General features: G+C 57.7%; 14 protein-coding genes. 9 read left to right on the top strand and 5 right to left on the bottom strand.

The genetic code is table 11. The features are described from left to right. Nucleotides 1–4 precede the first annotated feature (4 nt). From ACZ5M3_RS07970 to ACZ5M3_RS07950, 5 genes are read left to right on the top strand one after another with little or no spacing between them, the layout of a single operon-like run. Entirely contained in the window at nucleotides 5–4,054 is a 4,050-nt protein-coding gene (locus tag ACZ5M3_RS07970) for a glucodextranase DOMON-like domain-containing protein (RefSeq protein WP_464839129.1), read from the top strand. 28 nt (nucleotides 4,055–4,082) lie between these two features. Then, nucleotides 4,083–5,201, top strand: coding sequence for an ABC transporter ATP-binding protein (locus ACZ5M3_RS07965; protein WP_464839128.1), 1,119 nt, complete (start codon nucleotides 4,083–4,085; stop codon nucleotides 5,199–5,201). Between the two features lie 10 nt (nucleotides 5,202–5,211). Next, nucleotides 5,212–6,690 carry a fucose isomerase gene (locus ACZ5M3_RS07960; protein ID WP_464839127.1) on the top strand — a complete coding sequence of 493 codons (1,479 nt, stop codon included), beginning with the start codon at nucleotides 5,212–5,214 and terminating at the stop codon, nucleotides 6,688–6,690. Nucleotides 6,691–6,693: 3 nt separating this feature from the next. Next, complete coding sequence (locus ACZ5M3_RS07955) at nucleotides 6,694–8,559, top strand: glycogen debranching N-terminal domain-containing protein (protein WP_464839126.1); 1,866 nt, start codon at nucleotides 6,694–6,696, stop codon at nucleotides 8,557–8,559. After that, on the top strand, nucleotides 8,546–9,457 hold the full coding sequence (locus ACZ5M3_RS07950; RefSeq protein ID WP_464839125.1) for a glycoside hydrolase family 130 protein: 912 nt from the start codon (nucleotides 8,546–8,548) through the stop codon (nucleotides 9,455–9,457). Before ACZ5M3_RS07955 ends, ACZ5M3_RS07950 begins: the two co-directional genes overlap by 14 nt. Here ACZ5M3_RS07950 and ACZ5M3_RS07945 read toward each other — a convergent pair. Further along, the gene (locus ACZ5M3_RS07945) at nucleotides 9,454–9,873 is read right to left on the bottom strand and encodes a DUF371 domain-containing protein (RefSeq protein WP_464839124.1); all 420 of its coding nucleotides are present in this window, start codon (nucleotides 9,871–9,873) and stop codon (nucleotides 9,454–9,456) included. The genes ACZ5M3_RS07950 and ACZ5M3_RS07945 overlap by 4 nt on opposite strands. Before the next feature lie 93 nt (nucleotides 9,874–9,966). Between ACZ5M3_RS07945 and ACZ5M3_RS07940 the strand changes: the two genes are divergently transcribed. Together ACZ5M3_RS07940 and ACZ5M3_RS07935 are read left to right on the top strand one after the other, a co-directional pair. Next, nucleotides 9,967–10,113 (top strand): hypothetical protein, encoded by a 147-nt coding sequence (locus ACZ5M3_RS07940; protein ID WP_464839123.1) that lies wholly within the window; start codon nucleotides 9,967–9,969, stop codon nucleotides 10,111–10,113. A gap of 98 nt (nucleotides 10,114–10,211) precedes the next feature. Then, nucleotides 10,212–10,415, top strand: coding sequence for a 30S ribosomal protein S17e (locus tag ACZ5M3_RS07935; RefSeq protein WP_088865793.1), 204 nt, complete (start codon nucleotides 10,212–10,214; stop codon nucleotides 10,413–10,415). A gap of 37 nt (nucleotides 10,416–10,452) precedes the next feature. Here the strand turns inward: ACZ5M3_RS07935 and ACZ5M3_RS07930 are convergent, their stop codons facing one another. Further along, the gene (locus ACZ5M3_RS07930; RefSeq protein ID WP_464839122.1) at nucleotides 10,453–11,049 is read right to left on the bottom strand and encodes an ArsR/SmtB family transcription factor; all 597 of its coding nucleotides are present in this window, start codon (nucleotides 11,047–11,049) and stop codon (nucleotides 10,453–10,455) included. Nucleotides 11,050–11,154: 105 nt separating this feature from the next. Here ACZ5M3_RS07930 and thrC point away from each other — a divergent pair, with 105 nt between their 5' ends. Then, nucleotides 11,155–12,324 carry a threonine synthase gene (thrC, locus tag ACZ5M3_RS07925; protein ID WP_464840832.1) on the top strand — a complete coding sequence of 390 codons (1,170 nt, stop codon included), beginning with the start codon at nucleotides 11,155–11,157 and terminating at the stop codon, nucleotides 12,322–12,324. Here the strand turns inward: thrC and ACZ5M3_RS07920 are convergent. After that, complete coding sequence (locus ACZ5M3_RS07920) at nucleotides 12,321–12,902, bottom strand: thymidine kinase (RefSeq protein ID WP_464840831.1); 582 nt, start codon at nucleotides 12,900–12,902, stop codon at nucleotides 12,321–12,323. The genes thrC and ACZ5M3_RS07920 overlap by 4 nt on opposite strands. Before the next feature lie 98 nt (nucleotides 12,903–13,000). Then, a complete protein-coding gene (gene rbcL / locus ACZ5M3_RS07915; RefSeq protein WP_464839121.1) occupies nucleotides 13,001–14,335 on the bottom strand; it encodes a type III ribulose-bisphosphate carboxylase in 1,335 nt (444 codons plus the stop codon). A 392-nt stretch (nucleotides 14,336–14,727) separates the two neighbouring features. Between rbcL and hpkB the strand changes: the two genes are divergently transcribed. Further along, nucleotides 14,728–14,931 (top strand): archaeal histone HpkB, encoded by a 204-nt coding sequence (gene hpkB / locus ACZ5M3_RS07910; protein WP_088853105.1) that lies wholly within the window; start codon nucleotides 14,728–14,730, stop codon nucleotides 14,929–14,931. 49 nt (nucleotides 14,932–14,980) lie between these two features. On the opposite strand, the gene ACZ5M3_RS07905 is transcribed toward hpkB, so the two are convergent. After that, the gene (locus ACZ5M3_RS07905) at nucleotides 14,981–15,475 is read right to left on the bottom strand and encodes a YfcE family phosphodiesterase (RefSeq protein WP_464840830.1); all 495 of its coding nucleotides are present in this window, start codon (nucleotides 15,473–15,475) and stop codon (nucleotides 14,981–14,983) included. Nucleotides 15,476–15,482 lie beyond the last annotated feature (7 nt).

Genomic DNA, 15,482 nt, shown 5'->3' with positions numbered 1-15,482 from the left:
TAGTATGAGACGGGTAATTGCCCTCTTTATTGCAATTTTGATGCTTGGAAGCATCGTCGGAGCGAACGCTAAAACGGTCGGAGCTGCGGAGCCGAAGCCGCTGAACGTGATAATAGTCTGGCACCAGCACCAGCCCTACTATTACGACCCGATCCAGGGGATATACACGAGGCCGTGGGTCAGGCTTCACGCGGCTAACAACTACTGGAAGATGGCATACTACCTCAGCCAGTACCCGGAGGTTCACGCCACCATCGACCTGTCCGGTTCCCTCATAGCCCAGCTGGCGGACTACATGAACGGTGCCAAGGACAACTACCAGATAGTCACCGAGAAGATAGCCAACGGAGAGCCCCTGACGGTCGACGAGAAGTGGTTCATGCTCCAGGCACCGGGAGGGTTTTTCGACCACACCATACCCTGGAACGGTGAGCCGATAACCGACCCCAACGGCAACCCGATAAGGGACTTCTGGGACCGCTACACCGAGCTGAAGAACAAGATGATGCAGGCCAAGGCCAAGTACGCGAACTTACCGCTCGAGGAGCAGAAGGTTGCCGTGACAAACGAGTTCACCGAGCAGGACTACATAGACCTCGCCGTGCTCTTCAACCTCGCATGGATAGACTACAACTACATAATGACCCATCCCGAGCTCAAGGCCCTCTACGACAAGGTCGACGAGGGAGGCTACACGAGGGACGACGTCAAGACCGTCCTTGACGCCCAGATGTGGCTCCTCAACCACACCTTCGAGGAGCACGAGAAGATAAACCTCCTCCTCGGAAACGGCAACGTTGAAGTCACGGTCGTGCCCTACGCCCACCCGATAGGCCCGATACTCAACGACTTCGGCTGGGAGAGCGACTTCAACGACCAGGTCAAGAAGGCGGACGAGCTGTACAAGCAGTACCTGGGCAACGGAACCGCCGTCCCCCTCGGCGGATGGGCGGCTGAGAGCGCCCTCAACGACAAGACCCTCGAAATACTCGCCGACAACGGCTGGCAGTGGGTCATGACCGACCAGATGGTTCTCCAGAAGCTCGGGATAGAGGGAACCGTTGAGAACTACTACAAGCCCTGGGTGGCCGAGTTCAACGGAAAGAAGATCTACCTCTTCCCGCGCGACCATGCACTCAGCGACCGCGTTGGTTTCACCTACGGCGGAATGAACCAGTATCAGGCCGTCGAGGACTTCGTCAACGAGCTCCTCAAGCTCCAGAAGCAGAACTACGATGGCAGTCTCGTTTACGTGGTGACCCTTGACGGCGAGAACCCGTGGGAGCACTACCCGTACGACGGCAAGCTCTTCCTCACCGAGCTCTACAAGAAGCTGACCGAGCTCCAGGAGCAGGGCCTTATAAGAACCCTCACGCCGAGCGAGTACATCAAGCTCTACGGCGATAAGGCCAACAAGCTCACGCCTCAGATGATGGAGAGGCTGAACCTTACGGGCGACAACGTCAACGCCCTCCTCAAGGCCCAGAGCCTCGGCGAGCTCTACGACATGGCCGGCGTCAGGGAAGAGATGCAGTGGCCCGAGAGCAGCTGGATAGACGGAACCCTCTCCACGTGGATAGGCGAGCCCCAGGAGAACTACGGCTGGTACTGGCTCTACCTGGCCAGAAAGACCCTGATGGAGAACAGGGACAGGATGAACCAGGCCGACTGGGAGAAGGCCTACGAGTACCTGCTCCGCGCCGAGGCGAGCGACTGGTTCTGGTGGTACGGGAGCGACCAGGACAGCGGGCAGGACTACACCTTCGACCGCTACCTGAAGACCTACCTCTACGAGATATACAAGCTGGCGGGAACCGAGCCGCCGAGCTACCTCTTCGGAAACTACTTCCCGGACGGTGAGCCATACACCACCAGGGCCCTCGTCGGGCTTAAGGACGGAGAGATAAAGAACTTCTCCAGCATGTCCCCGACATCAAGCGGTGTGAGCGTTTACTTCGATGGGGACGGACTGCACTTCGTTGTTAGGGGCAACCTTGACGAGTTCGAGGTGAGCATCTGGGAGAAGGGCAAGAGGGTAGGAAACACCTTCACCCTCCTCCAGGAGAAGCCGAGCGAGTTGAGGTACTCACTCTTCCCGTTCTCAAGGGACAGCGTCGGGCTGATGATAACCAAGCACATCGTTTACCGGAACGGCAGGGCGGAAATCTACGGGGCGACCGACTATGAGAACAGTGAGAAGCTCGGAGAGGCCACCGTCAAGGAGACAGGCGAGGGAATCGAAGTCGTTGTTCCCTTCGACTACATAGAGACCCCCGACGACTTCTACTTCGCGGTCTCAACTGTCAAGAACGGAAACCTTGAGGTGATAAGCGCCCCCGTGGAGCTCAGACTTCCGACGGAGGTCAAGGGAGTCCCAATAGTGGATATAACCGACCCCAAGGGGGACGACCACGGGCCAGGAACCTACACCTATCCAACTGACAAGGTCTTCGTTGAGGGTGCCTTCGACCTCCTCCGCTTCAGGATGCTTGAGCAGACGGACAGCTACGTCATGGAGTTCTACTTCAAGAACCTTGGAGGGAACCCGTGGAACGGGCCGAACGGCTTCAGCCTGCAGATAATCGAGGTCTACCTCGACTTCAAGGACGGAGGCAACAGTTCCGCAATAAAGATGTTCCCGGACGGGCCGGGAGCCAACGTTAACCTTGACCCAGACCACCCGTGGGACGTTGCCTTCAGGATAGCCGGCTGGGACTATGGCAACCTCATCGTCCTGCCCAACGGAACTGCACTCCAGGGCGAGATGCAGATCTCAGCCGATCCCGTCAAGAACGCGATAATAGTCAAGGTTCCGAAGAAGTACATCCAGATAAACGAGGATTACGGCCTCTGGGGGGTCGTCCTCACGGGAAGTCAGGACGGCTACGGTCCGGACAAGTGGAGGCCCGTCGCAGTCGAAGCGGAGCAGTGGAAGGTCGGAGGTGCAGACCCGCAGGCGGTGATAAACAACGTTGCTCCACGCGTTATGGATCTGCTCGCACCGGAGGGCTTCAAGCCGACCCAGGAGGAGCAGCTCAGCTCCTACGACGCCAACGAGGTCAAGCTTGCCACGGTCAAGGCACTGCCACTCCTCAAGCAGGGCATAGTCGTGAACGACCCCGAGGGGGACGACCACGGGCCCGGAACCTACACCTACGCCACCGATAAGGTCTTCGTGCCGGGCCACCTCGACCTGCTCAAGTTCAAGATGATCGAGGGAAGCGACGACTGGACGCTGGAGTTCTACTTCAAGGACCTCGGCGGCAACCCGTGGAACGGGCCGAACGGCTTCAGCCTGCAGATAATCGAGGCCTACTTCGACTTCAGGGACGGCGGAAACACGAGCGCCATCAAGATGTTCCCGGACGGGCCGGGGAGCAACGTCCAGCTCGACCCGAACCACCCGTGGGACCTCGCGCTGAGAATAGCCGGCTGGGACTACGGCAACCTTATAGTCCTCCCGGATGGAACCGTTTACCAGGGAGAGATGCAGATTTCGGCTGACCCGGTCAAGAACGCGATAATAGTCAAGGTTCCGAAGAAGTACCTGAGCATCTCCGACTACGGCCTCTACACGGCGGTGCTCGTTGGCTCCCAGGACGGCTACGGTCCGGACAAATGGAGGCCCGTCGCCGTTCAGGCGGAACAGTGGAAGCTTGGCGGGGCAGACCCGCAGGCAGTCATAGACAACCTCGCACCGAGGGTCGTTGACGAGCTCGTTCCCGAGGGCTTCAAGCCGACCCAGGAGGAGCAGCTGAGCAGCTACGACATTGAGAAGAAGACACTCGCGACTGTGCTCATGATACCGCTCATTGAGGGAACCGGCGGCGAGGGGCAGACCCCGACCGAGACCCCAACTGAAACCACCACTACTCCGACCGAGACTACCACCACTTCCAGCCCCAGCGAAACAACCACTACCTCCCCATCAACGACGAGCCCGAGCGAGACCACCACAACGACGACCACCCCTGAGGAAGGCGGTGGAATCTGCGGTCCGGCCCTCATAGTGGCCCTCGCGGCAGTACCGCTCCTCCTCAGGAGGAGGCGCTGACGCCTTCCTTCTTTTTTGAGGTGAGAGCATGGCGGAAGTGAAGCTCATCAACGTGTGGAAGATGTTTGGGGACTTCACGGCAGTGAAGGACATGAACCTGGAAGTCAAGGACGGTGAATTCATGATCCTCCTCGGGCCAAGCGGCTGCGGGAAAACAACCACACTCAGAATGATATCCGGACTGGAAGAACCCACAAAAGGCCAAATCCACATCGGTGACAGACTCGTCGCCGACCCAGAGAAGGGGGTATTCGTCCCCCCAAAGGACAGGGACATCGCCATGGTCTTCCAGAGCTACGCGCTTTACCCACACATGACAGTCTACGACAACATAGCGTTTCCGCTCAAGCTGAGGAAGGTTTCCAAGCAAGAAATCGACCAAAGAGTAAGAGAAGTCGCCGAGATGCTCGGCCTCACCGAATTACTCAAAAGAAAACCCAGGGAGCTGAGCGGAGGCCAGAGGCAGAGAGTCGCCCTCGGAAGAGCAATAGTCAGAAAACCCCAAGTCTTCCTCATGGACGAACCGCTGAGCAACCTGGACGCCAAGCTGAGGGTGAAGATGCGCGCGGAATTGAAAAAACTCCAAAAACAACTCGGGGTTACTACGATCTACGTGACGCACGACCAGGTTGAGGCCATGACCATGGGCGACAGGATCGCAGTCATAAACGCAGGCGTCCTGCAACAAGTCGGCACGCCAGAAGAAGTTTACGATAAACCAGCCAACACTTTCGTCGCGGGATTCATCGGAAGCCCACCAATGAACTTCATGGATGCAAGCATTACGGAAGACGGCTTCGCAGACTTCGGCGACTTCAAACTCAAACTCCTCCCCGACCAAGTTGAAGTGCTTGAAGAAGCCAACCTGGTCGGAAAGGAAGTAATCTTCGGCATAAGGCCGGAAGACCTCTACGACGCAATGTTCGCCCAAGTGAAGATTCCGGGCGAGAACATGGTCAGAGCCATGGTGGACATTATCGAGAACCTCGGAAGCGAGAAGATCGTCCACCTGCACGTTGGCGGAGTAACCTTCCTTGGAGCGTTCAGGTCAGAGTCAAAAGTGAAGGAAGGCCAGGAGATAGACGTCGTCTTCGACATGCGCAAGGCCCACATCTTCAACAAAAACACAGGAAAAGCAATATTCTGAGGTGGTATCCGTGATAGCCGTAGTAACGTTCACCGACCCCCGGCCAACGGCCCTCTCGATTGAGCGCGAGAAGGCCCTGATGGAGAAGCACTCTACCCTCATCGAGGAGCTGAGAAAGGCCGGCTTTGAAGTTCTCGACGTGAACGAGAGGCTTGGAAAATACGAGGCCCTCGAAGCCGGAAGGAACTTCGGGATAGATTCGATGGAGGAGAGCTTCAGGGCCGGGGAGATCATAGCCGGGGGCTCGGCCTCGGGGATAATAGCCGGCCTCTGGCACTGGACGGAGAGCAACCTCGTTACCGCACTCCTCAGGGAAGCCAAGAGGCCAATACTCCTCTACGCCGACGATGACCCGGCCTGGGCCGGAACCACGTGCGTCACCTCGGTAGGGGCCTCCCTCTGGGAGAGTGCCGTGAACGAGTACGCCCTCAACCACGTCCGCCTCAAGGGCGATGTCGAGAAGGTAAAGGCCTGGGCGAGGGCCGTCGAAGCGGTGGACAGGCTCTCCAGGAAGTCCCTGCTCCTCTGGGGTGCACCGTACACCCTCGGGATGGAGCACCTCATGGACGACCTGCCGAGGCTTAAGAGAATCGTTGGCGACTTCATAATGCTCGACCAGTACGTTCTGGTGAGGAAGGCGGAGAAGCTGCTCTCGGACGAAAAGCTGAGGGTCCGCGTGGAGGAGTTCTACGACTGGCTCCTTGAGAGGACGACCGTGGAGTTTGACGACATCATGCTCACACCCGAGGCGTTGAGGAGGCAGATAGCCATCTACCTCGCCGCAAAGGAGAGCTGGGGTGAGCAGGCGGATGTTTCGGCCGTCTCGATAAAGTGCCAGCCGGAGCTGAGCGAGGTATACGGAGTGACGGCCTGCCTGATTCCCGCGCTGTTCCCGTTCAGCCGCGATGCAGAGGGCGAGAAAGAGGTAATCCCCGCCACCTGCGAGGGCGACGTCAAGGGCACGATAAGCTCGGCGCTCCTCTTCTACCTGAGCGGGAAGCCGCCCCTCTTCGGGGACATAAAGTACGTGGACAATGAGGTCGTTATGATAGCCAACTGCGGGGCGTCATCGCTCTACTACGCGAGGCTGAGCGAGAGCCCCGAGGAGAACCTCAAGGCCACCACGATCCAGGGGCAGTGCCAGGGGGCGAGCGGCGGGGCACTGAGGTACAGAACCCCTCCGGCGGAGTTCACAGTGGCGAGGCTCATACGCCGCGGAGGAGAGTACTACCTCCTCTACTTCCTCGCGGAGGGCGTCGAGATAACGGAGGATATGGAATCAAAGCTCAAATGGGGCAAACAGTGGCCGCATACGGCCATAAAGAACCCGCTCGACAAAGAAACCTTCATCTCGGCCATGGGCGCCAACCACCTCTCACTGGTTCCTGGCGACTACACCGAGGAGCTCCGCTTTACCGCGAGGCTCTGGGGGGTAAAGGCAATAAACCTTGAAGACCCAGGGGAGGTAAAGTCCTTCCTTGAGGGGTAGTCCATGAGAACCATCCTGGCCGGCAACGGGGCCTTCGTCCTGAGCGATGAGAGAGGGGACATGCCCTCCCATTACGACGGCTTTTATTTTCTCGACACCCGGTTCGTGAGGAGGGCAGGGCTTGAGACGTTTCCAGAGCCGGACTTCATCGGGGCATCCTCGACGTTCACCCGGGCGGTTTCGCACTTCTCCCTCGGCGAACGTGGAATTCTGGTGAGGCTGAGAACGCTGGACGGGATTTACGAGGAAAGATTCTCCTTCTACAACACCTCTCCCGAACCGCTCAGAGTCGAGGTCAGGTACTCCTACGAGGCGCCCCTCGAGGACATATTCCAGGTCAGGGGCTTCATGGGACTGACGGGCGGAGAGGCGATAGCCCCAGCAGGGGGAGCGCACCTGAGGGAGAGCCCAGCTGGAAGGAGGAGCCTCTTCATTGAGACCAACATGGAACGGGAGGGAAGCGTCCTAAGGGCGAAGCTCACGATACCGCCCCTCGAAAAAGCCGTCCTCTACGTCCGCTTCATCCCGAAAATCGAGGGCAGGGTCTCGGAGATACTCGCTGAGGAAAGGAAAACGATAAAAAACGTTGCCTTCACCGGCTCACCCGCTGTCGACGGGATATTTGAAAGGGCCGTCGAGAACATTAACGCCCTGACGCTCTTCACCCGCTTCGGGCCGGTTCCCCTCGCAGGGATTCCGTACTTCGCCTGTCCCTTCGGAAGGGACGCGATAATAACCTCACTGTTCCTCCTGCCCTACTACCCGGAATACGCCGCCGGCACGTTGAGGCTCTTTGGACGGCTCCAGGGAAGGAAGACCAACCCAAAGAACGAGGAAGAACCCGGAAAGATACCCCACGAGTTCCGCCTTGGGGAGCTCGCCCAGTCCGGGAAGGTTCCCTTCGCCCCTTACTACGGCACTGTCGATGCCACTCCGCTCTACGTGGCGCTGGCGGGCGAGTACCTGCGCTGGACCGGGAAAATCGGGGTGATTAGGGAACTGAGGCCAAACCTTACCGCCGCCGTCGAGTGGATGCTCGGAAAGCTCGATGATGACGGCTACATAACCTACGTTCCGGGGATACTCGGCAACAAGGGGTGGAAGGATTCGAGGGATGCGATAGTTGACGAGGAGGGGAAACTTCCAGAGCCACCGATAGCACTCGTCGAGGTGCAGGGCTACGCCTACTGGGCGCTCAAACTTGCGGGGGAGCTTGAGCTGACAGACCTCGATGAGAAGACCCTCCTCGCGGAGGCGGAGCGGCTCAGAAGAAGGTTCAACCGCGACTTCTGGGTCCGCGGCTACTACGCCCTCGCGCTGGACGGGGAGGGAAGGCCACTCAGGGTCGTCTCCTCGAACATGGGGCACCTGCTCCTGACTGGGATAGCGGAGCACGATGAGGAACTCGCAGAGAGGCTCTTCCAGCCGGACATGCTCTCCCGGTACGGGATAAGAACCCTCAGCTCGAAGGAAAGGGCCTACAACCCGTTCAGCTACCACCGCGGGAGTGTGTGGCCGCACGACAACGCGCTGATAGCCCTCGGACTGTCCAGAATCGGAAGGACCGACCTCGCGAAGGAGCTGGCCGATAGGATTTTTGCGGCCGCGAAGCTTCTGCCGGAGAGGGAGCTTCCGGAGCTGTACAGCGGCCTGAACGAGCTCGTTCCCGTCCCGAGGGCCAACTCCCCCCAGGTGTGGAGCGCGGCGAGTGTTTTTGCATTCGTTACGGCCGCGCTGGGGATGGATGCGGGGGACGAGCTTACCCTCCGGCCGGCGGAGGGAATGAACATCGTCCTGAGGGGTGTTTCATTTGGGGGAAGGAGATACCTCGTAGTTGCTGACGGAGGTGTTAGCGTTGAGCCCCTATGAGTTCAGGTTTGAAAAACTCCCAAAACCCGTGCTTTCCCCGTCAGATGAAGGATTTGACTCAAAGAACGTCTACAACCCCGCAGTGGTCAAGAGGAGGGGAAAGGTGGTCATGCTCTACCGTGCAGAGGCAAAGGGGGAAGAGATAACCGGAAAAATAGGGCTGGCGCTGAGCGAAGACGGCATCAACTTCATCAGACATCCGGAGCCTGTTATGGAGCCTGAATACGAGTGGGAGAGCCTCGGCGTTGAGGATCCCCGCGTCGTGAGAGTCGGAAAGACTTACTACATGACCTACACCGGCTACGATGGGAAGACGGCACGTCTCTGCATCGCCACCTCGAAGAACCTGCTGAACTGGAAGAAGCACGGGGTGGTTTTTGAGGAGTTCCCTGCCCAGAAAAACACCACCGAGAACTGGACCAAGAGCGGGGCGATACTGACGGAAAAAATGAAGTCCGGGCCGTTCAAGGGACACCACATAATGTACTTCGGTGACTCCAATGTCTGGCTTGCCCATTCAAAGGACCTCATCCACTGGGAGTACGAGAGGGAGCCCGTCCTGAGGCCGAGGGGGCACCTCGTTGAGCCCGGGCCAGCGCCAATCCTCACGGAGGACGGGATACTCCTGATACACAGCGAAGCCTTCCACGAGGACGGGAAGCTCGTCTACTACACGCACGCGGCCCTCTTCGACCGTGAATACCCGAGAAGGCTCATCTGGAGAACCAAGAGACCAATCCTCAAGCCGACCTTCGACTGGGAGCTCCACGGATGGGTTGACAACGTGGTGTTCGCGGAGGCCATGATAGAACACGATGGAAAACGCTACCTCTACTACGGCGGCGCCGACAGGTACGTGGGGCTCGCAATCGGCGGATGGAGAAGGGAAGGTGTTTAATCCAGGATTATCAGCTCGACCTCGGCCTCCGTTTCAGGGTTCTTCAGGAGCTCCACTATTTCCCTGTTTATGTCCCTCGCGGCCTTGTTCGCCCTTATCGCGAGGGTTCTGGCGTCAATGTAGTCGCTCTTCCGGACGACCATCGAATAGGGATGGTCAAGCACCAGCCCGGGACTCCCCTCGGCGAGAACCTCGTCCACCAGGTCACCCACGCGGATGCGGATCAGAAGCCGTTTCCCGGATTTAAGGGCTTTTTTGAACTCCTCACTTAAGTCGTTTATCCCCCTATCCGCCGAGACACAGAGTATGCAGTCCCCGCGGGGTGTGAGGTAGTCCTCCTTCGTGAACTCAAGGGTGGACTTATGCGTCGCCCTAACGTTCTTGTGCCCCCTGCAGCGGATGACTTCCCTAAGCATGCCCCTGGATATGTATGGGAGTTTATAAATTTCCGGTCAAACCAATGAAAAACTTTTTAAGTGTGGCAGAGAAATACTACATCGGGTGATAGGATGGACCTGAGGCGTGCCGTTAGGGGCATTGTGAGGGCTCACGCGGGGTTCGCCATTGTGAGGGTGAACTCCATTGGAAAAGTCTATCCCGAAAAAACCAGCGTTGATGTGCCCAGAGTCCTCCGCAGGAGGCTCGGAAAGGAGTGAGGAACCGCTTTATTTTTGCCGGTTCTGGGAAAACTTTTAAAAGGCCTCTTATGATGTGAGTTACGGCTGTCAGAATCAAGCTAACGGGGGGATTGATGATGGGAAACATCAAGCAGACGTTCATCAAGAGGGTTGCCCGCGAGCTGTTTGACCGCTACCCGAACGAGTTCACCAGGGACTTCGAGCACAACAAGAAGAAGGTCGAGGAGCTCACCAACGTCACCAGCAAGACCATCAGGAACAGGATAGCGGGCTACATAACCCGGCTCGTGAGGATGAAGGAAGAGGGCAAGATGCTCTGAGGTCCTTTTCTAGGATTTATTCCCTTCGAGCCGCTTCCTAAAAGCCTTCCAAGTCTTCGAGTATTTTCTTTGGAAGTCTCGTCCTGAACTCCCGTACAAGCCTCTCGAACTCCCTCTCGTTCTCCTGGGCGATGCGGCGGAACAGGTTCTCAATGTAGGTCTCCGTGAGGAGGCGGACTTCCTCTAGCTCCTGCTTCGTCCTGAGCACCTCCTCAATCCTTTCCTGGATCTCGCCCAAGAAGGTCAGCAGTTCGCCGATCTTTGCCTCCGCCGGCTCGGTGGACTTTATGAGCGCTCTGGCCTGAGCGTACTCCTTCGTCTGCCTTGGGGCTTTGGGCTCGTACATCTCCGTGCCGAACGCATATGGCGTGAGCAGAACCTCAAGGCGGAAGCCGCGCTTTATGGTGTAGTACTTCCTAGGCCTGCCGCGCGGTATCTTTTCAGTCCTGCCCTCGATGAGGCCGGCGCTCTCGAGTATTCTGAGATGTTCAAGGACGGCCTTCTGGCCCACTCCAAGCTCCTGGCTGAGCTCGCTCACGAAGTACGGTCTCTTGGTGAGCAGGATGAGTATGCGCCTTCGGGTCTCGTTTCCGAGGATGTCAAGCAACCTTCCCATTTTCTTATTTGACTCCATGCTCTCACCCCCTTTCCCTAACTTGATGTAAGAAAAGATTACTTTAAGCTTTTCGGTCGGCTTCAGGTTTAAAAGGCGTCGTTGAAACCAGTACCGGTGGTAGCCATGTTCGCGGCAAAGATGGTCTGCACAAGGTGCGGTGAGGAATACTCCCCCGCATGTGGGGTTTACAAGTGCAGGAAATGCGGCTCCCCATTGGACGTTCGGTATCACTACGATGATATAGCCGAGATTCTTCAGGATAACGATTCCTGGTTCAGGGAGCACCCCCACATGTGGAAGTACTGGATGTTCCTCCCGGTCTCAAATCTGAGAAAGGTCGTCACCCTGAACGAGGGGGGCACCAGGCTGTACCGCGTAAAACGGCTCGAAGAGAAGCTCGGGATTTCCAGACTGTACATAAAAAACGAGGGTGAAAACCCAACGGGGGCCTTCAAGGACAGGGGTTCGAGCGTCGAGATAACCAAGGCCCTTGAGTTCCACGCCCGGAGGATCATCGTGGCATCAACGGGCAACATGGCAGCGTCGATAAGCGCCTACGGTGCCAAGGCGGGACTTGAGGTTACAATAGTAGTGCCGGAGGGGACGCCGGAGGGCAAGCTCGTCCAGGCGAGGATGTATGGTGCAAGGGTCGAGGTCTTCGGGAAGACCTACGACGAGGCGCTGGCCGAGGCGGAGAGAAGAGCCGCGGAGGAGGGCTACTATCTGACCGGGAACTACCACTTCAGGGTCGAGGGGCAGAAGACCACGGGCTTTGAAATCATCGACCAGTTCCATTTCAAGGTTCCCGACTGGATAGTCGTTCCCATCGGGGCGGGAACTCACCTGAGGGCCATCTGGAAGGGCCTCAAGGAGTTTCAGCGGGTAGGCCTCATAGAAGAGCTTCCCAGGATAGCGGGAGTCCAGATAGAGGGCTACGATGCGGTGGTCAGGGCGTGGAAGACCGGGAAACCCATCGAGAAGATTACCGAGAAAACCCCCACCGTCGCAAGCGCCATAGCCGTCAAGGCCCCCGTGGACGGTGAAAACGTCATAAGGGCAGTGAGGGAGAGTGGCGGGCATCTGGACACGGTGACCAACGGGGAGGCCATAGAAGCCGGCAGGCTCCTCGGAAAGGAGGGCCTGTTCGTCGAGCCATCCTCGGCCACGTCGCTCGCGCTCGCTAGGAAGATGAGGGAGGAAGGTGTAATAGAGAGGGGAGAGAGCGTCGTCGTTGTGGCAACCGGGCACGGGCTCAAGGACATAAACACGTGGAGGGACGTGCTCTCCCATTAGGGCACCTCGTGGTGCTCCCTGCATCTGGCCTCGTAGCTCTCGCTTCCGCCGACGAGGATGACGGGTGAATCCCTCGGGGCGGGCTTTCCGTCTATGAGGCGCTGGCTCCTCGTTGCAGGCCTTCCGCAGACCGTGCACACGGCGGTGAGGTAAACTATGCTGTCCGCCTTGGCGAGGAGCTCCTTCGTAACCGGGAAAGGCTCAGCCTTGAAGTCCAGGTTGAGACCGCTGGCGATGACGTAGACCCCCTCGTCCGCGAGCCTCTCAAGGGCCTCCACGATGGCCATGGGGAAGAACTGAACCTCGTCAACTCCTATGACCTCGTAGCCTTCTCTTTTTGTTATCTCCACTATCCTGCCGACCCCTTCCTCGTCGGTCGGGATGACGAAGGCCTCGTACCGGAGACCATTGTGCGCAACCACCTCGTCCTCGGAATACCTGTTGTCTATCGCGGGCTTGAAGAGTGCCGCCTTCCTTTTTGCGAACATCTGTCTCTCGATGCGCTTTATCAGCTCGGTCGTTTTTCCGGCGAACATCGGTCCGGTGATTACCTCCAAGAATCCTCCCGGGTGAACCATGACTCCCACCACGAAAAGAAGACCCTCAGCCGTTAAATCTCCTCCGGCTGAAAAGTTGAATGGAAGACGAAAATAGAAGAAAAAAGCCGTCAAACCGGTCAGACAGGGGTGACGTGACCCCACTTTTCGAGGGCTCTGGCAAGCTCCTTGTGGCTCTTGGCGTACTCGTCGAGCGGAATGCCCTGCATGTAGGCATCGATTGCCTGCCTGATGGCCCTCGCTCCAGCCGCCGGCCCGTCCGGGTGGCCGAGGGTTCCACCACCGAGCTGGACAACTATGTCGGTTCCAAGGGCGTCGAAGACCATCGGGAGGTTGCCCGGGTGAAGTCCACCGGAGCTGGTCGGGAACGCGGCCTTTATGCCGTAGAACTTCTGCTCAAGGTGGAAGACGTCGTTCTCCTCCGGCGTGTAGTGCTTCTCCCTGAGTATCCTCGCGTTCTGGATGACGTCCCACTTGCCGCCCTCAAGCTTTCCTGCCCCGGCGGTTCCAACGTGGAGCTGGTCTATACCGATGAGCCTGTAGAGCTTGGCCAGGACGAACATCGAGATGCCGTGGTATGGGTTCCTGGTGAAGGCCGCGTGCATTGCCCTGTGGCCGTGGATGGCAAGGCCGTAGTCGGCCGCAAGGTCGCGGATGTACTGGAGCGCTCCCCAGCCGGTGATGACGACGTCCACCATTGCGTGCTTGAGGCCGAGGTCGGCGAGTATCTCTATCCTCTCCTCCATCTCCGGAAGGTTCGAGGTTATGTTGGCGAACCAGGTCTTCTTCTCACCTGTCTCTTTCTCGACCTTCTCGATTATCTTCGCGATAATCTCAGCCCTCTCCTCGAAGCGGTTGTACCACGGGCTGGTGAGGTTCTCGTCGTCCTTCATGTAGTCCGCGCCGTTCATGAGCAGGTCGGTGGCGAGCTTCTCGAACTCCTCCGGCGAGTAGCTGACCTTCGGCTTCGGAACAACACCGTAGATCGGCCTGTCCTTGATATCGAGCATCTTTCTAACGCCCTCGATACCAAAAGCCGGACCGCTGAACTCCCTGATAAGCTTCTCGGGGAAGTACAGATCCTCAAGGCGGAGTGCTTTAGCTCGTCTCATTCCGAAGACGTTTCCCGCTATGCTCGCGAGAAGTCCGGGGAGGTTGGCCTCCTCGAAGGCGTGGAACGGGTAGGCTATTTTGACTATCCAGCTCCCGTCGCCCATATCGTGGAACTCAAAGGCCTTGGCGGACAGGTCAGCCCAGCGCTCCTCCTCGTACCAGGGGTACAGGGTCGTCCATGTCCCGGTCGAGCTCTCTGCCGCCACACCGCCGGCAACAGCCTCTATGGAGTACCCCTCAGCGGGGGTTATGCGGAAAACGGCTATTATGTCCCTCTTCCTGTTTGGCTCGTAGCCTTTGTCCACGTAGTAGTCATATATCTTGTCGAACCTTTCACTCATGCTTTCACCTCCTTGGTAAATTCTGATATCGCATCAATCCCTATAAAAAGGCTACGGTACACAATTGGTACATTCATGGCTTTATGTGGCGATTGGAGACGCTTTTCCCGCTCCAGCGCTCCAAACTCCTGCCCCCCTTTTAAAAATTAAAGCCGTGTCCGGCCGATAAACCCGATTTCAGGGGCAAATAGGCTTTTTCAAAACTTCGCCCTCGGGTTAGCATTGGGCTGTTTATAAGTCAGCAGCCTAAGGATGCCAAATTTCTCAACAACTCACCCGAAAATGGCCGATTATCGCCTCCAGAGCGCCCGGTTTCCGAAAGGTTTATATAGACCTTTGTTCTTAGAATAGAACGCAGATACCTGCAAAACAACGTTTAGGAGGTTGGGAAAATGGCTGAGTTGCCGATTGCCCCGGTTGACAGGTTGATAAGGAAGGCCGGCGCCGCCCGCGTCAGCGAGGACGCCGCCAAGCTCCTGGCCGAGCACCTTGAGGAGAAGGCCATGGAGATCGCCAAGAAGGCGGTCGACCTTGCCCACCACGCCGGCAGGAAGACCGTCAAGGCAGAGGACATCAAGCTCGCGATCAAGAGCTGATGGCCTTTCTTTTCCACCATTTTCTGCTTTTCTGGGAGCTTTGACATTTTCACCAGAAACGTATTCTCTTCACCCTAACGCTCTCGCCGTTGACCTCCAGAAACGCAAAACCGGGCGAGTCCATTCTGGGAAACGTCGGAGAACCGGGATTGAGAAGAACCACGCTTTCGCCGTGAATCGAGTATGAATCGTGGTAGAAACGGTGCGTGTGCCCAAATATCAGAACGCTCACGCCCATGTCCAGTGCCTTGAGCGTTAAAAACTGGGCGTTGAGCGAGAAAAACTGATGGCCGTGGAGGAGGCCGATCCTAACGCCTCCCACCTCGACGACCTCCTCCTCAGGGAGTCTGAGATGGTCGGCGTTTCCCCTGACGGCTACGACCGGTGCGAAATCCTCAAGCCTCTCCAGGAGTTCGTGGGAGGTGACATCGCCCGTGTGGAGTATCAACTCGGGCCTTTTACTCCCAAGGTGTTCGAAAAGAAGGGAGGGGAGGTTTTTCGTCTTGTCGCCGTGATGGGTATCGCCCGTTACCGCTATCAGCAAGGGCATC

The organism is Thermococcus coalescens, assembly GCF_055392585.1.
Note: the sequence above shows the minus strand (reverse complement) of the source record. Positions and strands in the feature narration are given on the sequence as shown.